Annotated in this window: 11 protein-coding genes and 1 pseudogene; 10 read left to right on the top strand and 2 right to left on the bottom strand. The window is 40.8% G+C overall.

What is annotated here, in order from left to right:
- Positions 1-175: 175 nt before the first annotated feature.
- A complete protein-coding gene (locus IM456_RS20795) occupies positions 176-442 on the top strand; it encodes a hypothetical protein (protein ID WP_002798441.1) in 267 nt (88 codons plus the stop codon).
- The gene (locus IM456_RS20790) at positions 393-635 is read left to right on the top strand and encodes a DUF2283 domain-containing protein (RefSeq protein ID WP_002775710.1); all 243 of its coding nucleotides are present in this window, start codon (positions 393-395) and stop codon (positions 633-635) included. Before IM456_RS20795 ends, IM456_RS20790 begins: the two co-directional genes overlap by 50 nt.
- Positions 636-770: 135 nt before the next feature.
- Here the strand turns inward: IM456_RS20790 and IM456_RS20785 are convergent, their stop codons facing one another.
- On the bottom strand, positions 771-971 hold the full coding sequence (locus IM456_RS20785; protein ID WP_149986406.1) for a hypothetical protein: 201 nt from the start codon (positions 969-971) through the stop codon (positions 771-773).
- A gap of 115 nt (positions 972-1,086) precedes the next feature.
- Between IM456_RS20785 and IM456_RS20780 the strand changes: the two genes are divergently transcribed.
- Together IM456_RS20780 and IM456_RS20775 are read left to right on the top strand one after the other, a co-directional pair.
- A complete protein-coding gene (locus tag IM456_RS20780) occupies positions 1,087-1,527 on the top strand; it encodes a DUF29 domain-containing protein (RefSeq protein ID WP_149986405.1) in 441 nt (146 codons plus the stop codon).
- A gap of 170 nt (positions 1,528-1,697) precedes the next feature.
- Positions 1,698-1,870: pseudogene (locus tag IM456_RS20775) on the top strand (DUF29 family protein); the annotation flags it as partial.
- 176 nt (positions 1,871-2,046) lie between these two features.
- Here the strand turns inward: IM456_RS20775 and IM456_RS20770 are convergent.
- Positions 2,047-2,913, bottom strand: a complete 867-nt coding sequence (locus IM456_RS20770; protein WP_149986403.1) for an alpha/beta fold hydrolase — start codon at positions 2,911-2,913, stop codon at positions 2,047-2,049.
- A gap of 263 nt (positions 2,914-3,176) precedes the next feature.
- Between IM456_RS20770 and IM456_RS20765 the strand changes: the two genes are divergently transcribed.
- From IM456_RS20765 to IM456_RS20740, 6 genes are all read left to right on the top strand, one after another.
- Entirely contained in the window at positions 3,177-4,157 is a 981-nt protein-coding gene (locus IM456_RS20765) for an ABC transporter ATP-binding protein (protein WP_287692903.1), read from the top strand.
- A 265-nt stretch (positions 4,158-4,422) separates the two neighbouring features.
- Complete coding sequence (locus tag IM456_RS20760; protein ID WP_287691902.1) at positions 4,423-5,364, top strand: ABC transporter ATP-binding protein; 942 nt, start codon at positions 4,423-4,425, stop codon at positions 5,362-5,364.
- Positions 5,354-6,184 (top strand): ABC transporter permease, encoded by an 831-nt coding sequence (locus tag IM456_RS20755; protein WP_149986398.1) that lies wholly within the window; start codon positions 5,354-5,356, stop codon positions 6,182-6,184. Before IM456_RS20760 ends, IM456_RS20755 begins: the two co-directional genes overlap by 11 nt.
- A gap of 2 nt (positions 6,185-6,186) precedes the next feature.
- On the top strand, positions 6,187-7,713 hold the full coding sequence (locus tag IM456_RS20750; protein ID WP_287691905.1) for a GldG family protein: 1,527 nt from the start codon (positions 6,187-6,189) through the stop codon (positions 7,711-7,713).
- A gap of 47 nt (positions 7,714-7,760) precedes the next feature.
- Positions 7,761-8,381, top strand: coding sequence for a Uma2 family endonuclease (locus IM456_RS20745; RefSeq protein ID WP_287691906.1), 621 nt, complete (start codon positions 7,761-7,763; stop codon positions 8,379-8,381).
- Positions 8,382-8,536: 155 nt separating this feature from the next.
- A partial coding sequence (locus IM456_RS20740; protein ID WP_502866994.1) for a helix-turn-helix domain-containing protein occupies positions 8,537-8,757 on the top strand: 221 nt, incomplete at its 3' end.

Here is an 8,757-nt window from a genome sequence, read left to right as displayed (position 1 = left end):
TCAATCCTTATCTGGCAAGAGATTTAATTGATTAGTTCGCTCCAGATCGCCAACAATTGACAAAAATTGCGGCAATGTCTGTCTCTATAAAGGTTTCATTCCTTATAACCCCGTCCATTGCATAAGACAAACCGAAGAACCCTAATCCCTTACAAAAAAATACTCCGAAATCCTCGTGAACTTTATTTTAAGTCACCATGCCGAAGAAAAAATTATTCAACGCCAAATCTCTTTAAAAATATTGCAGGACATCCTCAATAATCCTGAGCAAATTTTAGAAGAAGATGGACTCAAAGTTTATCAAGGTACGTTTGTCGCCATTAACAATAAAACTTATCTTCTGAGAATTTACATTAATGACTTAGTTGAGCCTCAAAAAATTGTTACACTATATGTTACCAGTAAACTTAGAAAATATAGGCAGCTATCAAATGAAAGCTAAATATGATGCTGAAGTTGACGTTTTAACAATTACCTGGCATGACACACCCGTAGAAGAAAGTGAGGCAATCAGTCCGGGGGTTATTCTTGACTATGATCAAGCAGGTAATGTAATCGGGATTGAAATTCTTAATGCTTCTCGAAAAATCGAGAATTTTTCTCCGAATGTGCAGGTAGCTATTTCTTCTCGATAAAGGTGATCGCTGATCCTGTAGTGCGATCGCCGATCTGTAGTAGTGCGATCGCTGATCTGTAGGTTGGGTTGAGGTGACGAAACCCAACATTGCCCTTATTTCTTACCTGAATTTTTTGGGTTTCACTTCTACATTTTATTCCATACCAATATCACTATCAAAGATCAGCTTTTCTGAAGCTCCCCACATCTGATCATAAATTCCTTCTTCAACATAACGGTGAAAACTGGAATATTGCCAATCTTTCGGAGCGTTTACTAATCCATGATGCACGGTATTCGAGATGATTAACAAAATCTCAATAAAAAACCCTTGACAAATCCTCGCACTTGACATACACTTATATATAGAATGGGAATCCGTGCCTGCCTGCGAACCCTCTTTTTTTAGGTTAGATAAGCGTCAAAAAAATAAAAACCTAATACCTGACCAGCACTAAAGGGGATAGGGTATGACAAATAAAGACTTATACGAACAAGACTATCTTGCTTGGTTAGAAGAAACGGCCAAACAACTGCGACAAAGACAGACAGATGTATTAGATTGGGAACATCTCGAAGAAGAAATCGAAGCATTGGGGAACCAACAGAGACATAAAGTAGATAGTTATCTCCTACAATTGCTCATTCATCTGCTTCTCTACCAATACTGGCCGGAGGAACGAGAAAGATGTTCGCGGGGATGGCAGGACGAAATCGGTAACTTTCGGGTGGAATTAGAACTTTTATTGGAGTCGAAAACCCTTTATAACTATTTTCTAACCAGAATCGCCGTTATTTACCCCAAAGCAGTGAAGCGAGTCCGACAAAAAAGCCAATTACCGGCCGCTATCTTTGCCGAAAGCTGCCCCTATAGTCCCGAACAAATCCTCGATTCCGATTTTCTCCCCTGAAATTCTGGCAGATTTTTTCTCAAAAAAATCCTTGACAAATCCCCGCACTTGACAGATACTTATATATACAATGGGAATCCGTGCCTGCCTGCGAACCCTCTTTTTTCAGGTCAAATAAGCGTCAAAAAAATAAAAACCTAATACCTGACCAGTGCTAAAGAGGATAGGGTATGACAACTAAAGACTTATACGAACAAGACTATCTTGCTTGGTTAGAAGAAACGGCCCAACAACTGCGACAAAGACGGACAGATGTATTAGATTGGGGGACCAACAGAGACATCAAGTAGATAGTTATCCCCTGCAATTGCTCATTCATTTGCTTCTCTACCAATACCGGCCAATGTCTTCCCTACCGGCCAAATTCTGGTAGATTTTTTCAAAAAAACCCTTGACAAATCCCCGCCCTTGACAGATACTTATATATAGAATGGGAATCCGTGCCTGCCTGCGAACCCTCTTTTTTCAGGTTAGATAAGCGTCAAGAGAATAAAAACCTGATAACCGATACCTAACTACCTATAAGTTTTTCACCCAATCACCAATCAACCGGTTAACCTCTGTGGGAATTTCATCGTGGGGACAATGACCGGCAGTTAGATAATATTCTGTGAGAGAAGGATAGTATTGACGGAATTTGGCCCCGCGTTCCCTAGTATTCATCCAAGGATCCCCCTCACCCCATAACATCAACAGGGGACAACTTAACTTTTGCAGGAGAATATCCACATTTTCCCCCCGGGGAGATTTAAACACAGAAGCAAAAACTTTGGCTGCTCCCGCATCCAGGGAAGGACGACGGATATCTTCTATTAACTGCTCGGTAATGGCACTGCGATCGAGATATACTTTCTCTAGGGTTTTGCGGATAGTTTTGGGTTGACGGGTATAGAGAAATAAGAGATAACTGGCCCAGGGTTGCAGCAGCATCGATCGCAGTAATTTTTGTGCTAAATTAGGCTGACGATTGCTTTCTGTATCGCTAAAGGGACCGGCACTATTGAGGAGAATTAATCCCCGAACATTCTCGGAATGATTAGCAGCTACACAGAGAGAAGCGTAACCCCCCAGAGAATTACCCGCTAAAACCGTCGGTTGGCCCACAACTTCCTTGATAAAATCATTTAATTGTTGCTGCCAAAGACTGCCACTATAGACAATATCCGGTTTAGCTGATCTACCGAATCCTAACAGATCGATCGCCCATACTTCCCATTCTGAGGCTAAACCTGACACATTTTTTCGCCAATGGTCGGTGGAAGCGCCAAAACCGTGGACTAATAGTAACGGGGGTTTTCCCGCAACTCTAGTACCCGCTTGCACATAGTGTATAGAATTTCCTTGCCATTGCCAATTTTGCTTTATCGTCAGGGCAGCTGTATTCATCTGCTGTTTTGTTAAGTAATGTGAATAATTCTTAGTCTAACCGATTGGGAAACTGGAGACAAAGCTAGAGATTTTTGACCAAACCCCTTGACCAAAAACGGGACTTGACATATACTTATATATATAATGGGAATCCGTGCCTGCCTGCGAACCCTTCATTTTTGGGCAAATAACCCTAAAAAACACTCTCAAAAAAATCTTGAGCGGGATTAATCTGCTGGTATGGGTGGCTAACCCCAGAGAATTACTCCTGAATAACAGCTATGAAGATTTTGACGATTTTACAGGGATTAATCGACAAAAATCCCTTAACTGACGCGGATCTAGAAGAACTACTAGCGATCGAATCCTTAAATTTTCACCAGACTAACCCTCTGATCCTACAGGAAAGGGCGGAACTATTAACGATTCTCTGGCCGCGAGTCTGGCAAAAATGTCAGGAGTTAGGGATAAATCAGCCAAATCAGATTTTGATCAGCTGTTGGCGCTTCTGGATTCCCTGGGCGCTACAGCTACGCAGCCACGCAAAACCGTTGATTCAAGGCATTTTGGCTCCCCAAGGCACGGGAAAGACCACCCTAACATCTATAATGTCGATTATTTTAGCCTATTTTGATTTAAAAGTAAATAATCTCTCTTTAGATGATATTTATAAGACCTATAATGAGCGAATAAAATTGCGTCAAAAGGATGAAAGATTGCGCTGGCGTGGTCCACCGGGTACTCATGATATAGAATTAGGAATTAAAGTTTTAGAACAGGTTTGTCAGCAAGAAAGTCCGATTTTAATCCCGCGTTTTGACAAGTCCCTGCATCGAGGACAAGGGGATAGAATTGCAGCGGAACAAGTGGAACGAGTTGATATTCTTTTTTTCGAGGGTTGGTTTGTGGGCATGAATCCAGTAGAAGAAACAGTCTTTGATCATGCCCCCGATCCGATTAATAGCGAAGAAGACCGACAATTCGCCAGGGATAATAATCAAAGATTGCGAGAATATCTACCCCTCTGGTCAAAAATCGATCGCTTACTGATTCTTTATCCCCTTGACTACCGTTACAGTTTACAATGGCGACAGGCGGCCGAAGCAAAAGGAGGTATGAACCCATCAGAAATCGAGGAATTTGTCAAGTATTTTTGGAAAAGTTTACATCCGCAATTATTTCTGCCACCCCTGCTCAAACAAGCAGATCTAGTGGTAGAAATTAATCGGGATCATAGTCTGGGAAAAATCAGTTATCAGTGAGCAGTAGGCAAGAGGCAAGAGGCAAGAGGCAAGAGGCAAAAGAAAGAATCTGGCAATTCTCCTACCCAAAAAGAAGGTTAGAAACTAAGTCCATAAAATCTTCTAGCTTAACAAATTAGGTTTTAGATTCCGTCGAGTTAAAAGAAAGCTCCGAACTTGTAACTTAACACTATTGACTGATAACTGATAACTGATAACTGATAACTGATAACTGATAACTGATAACTGATAACTGATAACTGATAACTGATAACTGATAAAGCTTATGATTGAAGTCGAACATCTGAGTAAAATTTATGGTTCTACCGCGGCAATCAGTGACGTGGATTTTACCGTAGAAAAAGGAGAAATTCTCGGTTTTTTGGGACCAAATGGAGCCGGAAAAACCACGACTATGAGGATTTTATCTGGTTATATTCCTGCCACAACGGGAACAGCAAGGATAGCAGGATACGATGTGCATCAACAATCCTTAGAAGTGCGTCGTCGCATTGGTTATCTTCCCGAAAATCCCCCCTTGTATCCAGAGATGACCGTGGAAAGTTTTCTTGATTTTGTGGCGCGGATTAAAGGCATCTCATCGGGGGATAGAAAAGCGCGGGTAGATTTAGTTTTAGGTAAATGTCAGTTACTAGAAAAAAGAAAAGTTATTATCCGCAAATTATCCAAAGGTTATAAACAGCGTGTGGGAATTGCCCAAGCGATCATACATGATCCACCGGTAATTATTTTAGATGAACCGACAGTAGGATTGGATCCGAAACAGATTATCGAGGTGAGAAATCTGATTAAAAGTTTAGCGGGAGAACATACAATTATTCTCTCCACTCATATTTTACCAGAAGTGAGTATTACCTGCGATCGAGCGACAATTATTAATCGGGGTCGCATCGTGGCCAATAATATTACTACCGCTACCCCTGCCGGTTCCAGTTATGAAATTGAGATCGAGGGTGATAGGGATTCCCTGCTAGAAATCCTTCAACAAATGCCGCAAGTCGAACAAGCAGCAAAAGTCGGCGATAACCTGCTTAAAATTGTTGGTCAAGTGGGAACAAACCTAGGGGCAGAACTTGCTAGAATAGTTGTCAACAATGGTTATAACCTATTAGAAATGCGTCGCACGCGTAAAACCCTAGAAGACATCTTTCTGGAAGTAATCGGCAGCGGGGAAAGTAATCACCAAGAGGAGAGGCATGATCAATAATATCTGGGCGATTTTTCGCAAGGAATTTCAAAGCTATTTTACCGCCGCCAATGCCTATATAATTATGGGCATATTTTGGTTAGTAGCGGGATTTTTCTTTAACTCCCTTCTCTACGGCATTATTCTCGATGTTAGTATCCAAGAACAATCGGGATTTCTGGTAGCCAGAGATACGGTATCTGAATTTATGACCACTTTCATCGGCATGATTTTATCCTCTTTATTGTTGGTAATTTTGCCAGCCCTGTCTATGGGATTATACGCAGAGGAAAAAAAACAGGGAACCCTAGAACTTTTAGCCACTTCCCCCCTGACCAATTGGAGTATAGCCATCGGTAAATTATTGGGAGTGCTGGCCTTTTTTACCGTGATGATTACCCCCCTCTGGATTTACGAAATAGTGGTTTTTAGTACCGCAGTTCCCCCGGTGAATATAGCCAGTATTTTACTAGCTCATCTAGGATTAATTTTACTGGCAGCGGCCATCCTAGCCATCGGGATGTTTATATCTTCCCTCACCAATAGTTCTATCCTGGCTTACATCATCACCTTTATCACCATCTTATTTATCTGGATACTGGATGTAATTGCTAACAATGCCGAAACCTTCTTTCGAGATCGCATTGGAGGAGAAGTGGGAGAACAGATCGGATTTTTCCTGAAAGAATTGCTCTCCCATCTATCTTGGTATCAACCCTTTAACAATTTCGTGCGGGGAATTTTTGACAGTAGTAGTTTAGTCATCCTCCTCAGTTATATTCTGCTGGGAATCTTCCTAACTACTCAAGCGATCGAAGCGGACCGTTATCAAAGAAACTAACTATGAGATCCTGGCAAAAATACGGTAAATTTCTCTATATACCCGCCCTATTTCTGGGTAGTGCCGGCTTAACCGTGGGGTTAATTTCTGGTCAATGGTCATCCCTCTCTCTGGGGTTATTAATTGCCGGGGCTATTTTGTTTCTAGGGTGGCTATTGTTATTAGTAATCACTTCCAAAGACTTTTGGCAAAAAAGAAGTACCCGCACCGGCACTCAAACCCTCATTACTACTATTATTGTCCTCAGCGTTATTGGTTTAATTAACTTTCTCGCCCTCCGTTATCCCTATCGAGTTGATTTAACCGAAAACCAAATCTTTAGTTTATCCCCCCAAACCGAAAGACTATTAACCAATCTGTCAAAACCTGTCAAAATCTGGATTTTTTCAACCCGGGGAATCAGTGGCAACGAAGAGGAACTTTTAGCCAATTATCAACGCAAAAATCCCCAATTTCAGTACGAGATAGTTAACCCAGAGAAAAACCCCAATATCGTTCAGGAATTTAAAAAACTAGCCAATGATAATCTGTCTAGAGTCTATGTACAGTATGGTGAAAAAAAACAACCCCTGAAAACTATTAGTGAACAGGAAAGTCTCACCGAAGCAAAACTAAGTAACGCCATCGAAACCGCTAAAACCAGTCGCACTTTAACCGCTTACTTTCTGCAAGGTCATGGAGAAAATGCCATCAAAGAACCTCAAGGTGGATTAGTGCAAGCAGTCAATAGTTTAGAAGCAAAAGGTTATCAAGTAGAACCACTTAATCTAGTGGAACGTTCCACCATTCCCAATAATGCCGATGTCATTATTATTGCCAGTCCCAAAAGAAAAATATTTCCCCAGGAAGTCACCGCTTTAAAAAACTATCTTGAGCAAGGGGGCAAAATTTTATTAATGATTGACCCTCAAACCGAAACCGGATTAGAACCCTTATTAACCGCCTGGGGTGTGAAACTGGATAATCGGATTATTATTGATGCTTCCGGTGCCGGGGAAATCATCGGACTAGGACCGGCTAGTCCCATTATTACCAATTACGGCAATCATCCCATTACCCGGGATTTTGCTAACGGTATTTCTATCTTTCCCTTTGCTCGTCCCATCGCTACCGTTCCCGTCGAAGGAATTGAAGCCGTATCTTTAATGATTACTAATGATAAAATGTGGGCTGAGAGTGATTTAAATGATCAGAATCTCCAGTTTAACCCTGAAAAAGATTTAGCTGGTCCCTTTGATCTAGGAGTTGCCCTGACGGGAAAAAAAGGTAAATTAATCGTGATTGGTAATGCCAGCTTTGCCAGCGATGGACTGTTTGAACAACAGTTAAACGGAGATATATTTTTAAATTCTGTGCAGTGGTTAGCCAGTGGTGAAACAGCCACCTTATCTATCCGGGCTAAGGAACCAGAAAATAGAAGAATCAATTTAAATCCCCTGCAAGCTAACGCTATTTTTTGGATAGCGATGGTAGTGATGCCTTTAGTAGGATTTACCCTAGCTGGATTGACTTGGTGGCAACGTCGTTAATCGAGTTAGAATCTAGAAAAATCATCTCTCTTATTCCCCTAACTGCCATGACCACAACCCAAACTATCCCCCAATTGTTGACTTTTGATGACTATATCAATCAATATCCCGATGATGGACAACAATACGAATTAATCGCAGGAAAATTATTAGCCATGATGCGACCGATCGGAAAACACGAAGAAATTGGCGGATTTGTTTCTGGAACCCTATTCTTAGAGATAAATCGGCAGCAATTGCCCTATTTTATCCCCAATACTGCCGCAGTAAAACCCCTTCGCCCCCATACAGGTTATCTACCCGATATTATTGTCTTAGACAGAGAAAATCTAGTTAATGATCCCTATTGGGAAACCGCTTCCTCAATTTCTCTGGCAACATCAGCTAAATTAATTATTGAAATTGTCAGTTCCAATTGGCGAGATGATTATCTGAAAAAATTCGACGACTACGAACAATTAGGAATTGCCGAATATTGGATTATCGATTATTTAGCCAAAGGTTCGGCCCGATATATCGGCAGCCCCAAAGAACCCACCATTTCTATCTATCAATTAATCGATGGAGAATATCAAGGTAATTTATTTAAACAGGAGCAACGTCTTATTTCAGGGGTTTTTCCAGAGTTAAACCTCACTGCTAATCAAATTTTTCGTGCTAGAGCTTAAAGAAAAACCCGCATTTTTAGATTAGACTTATTAGACCTCTTGCATAATTTTTTTATGGTATGATGGAGGTTTTTGCTTTTTTCTCGATTTTTATATGGAAGTCGAAAAAAGAATAAAATGTGATCTTAGGTCAGGAAATCATCTATACTTTTGCTATGTTTATTAGCAAAAATATGGATGATCAAAACTTATCAGATGAACAGTTCAAACGCCGTTTCGGTGTGTATAAACAAACATATAGAAAGATGGTAGAATCAGTAAAAAGTGTTGAAGCCGACTCTAATTCACCATCTAAAAGGGGACCGAAACCTAAACGATCTAGAGAAGAACAAGTTTTAGTAACGTTAGAATATTGGCGAGAATATAGAACATATTT

The organism is Microcystis sp. M079S1 (assembly GCF_020246425.1).
Classification (GTDB): domain Bacteria; phylum Cyanobacteriota; class Cyanobacteriia; order Cyanobacteriales; family Microcystaceae; genus Microcystis; species Microcystis aeruginosa.
The sequence above is the reverse complement of the archived record's forward strand: the minus strand, read 5'-3'. Positions and strand labels throughout refer to the sequence as shown.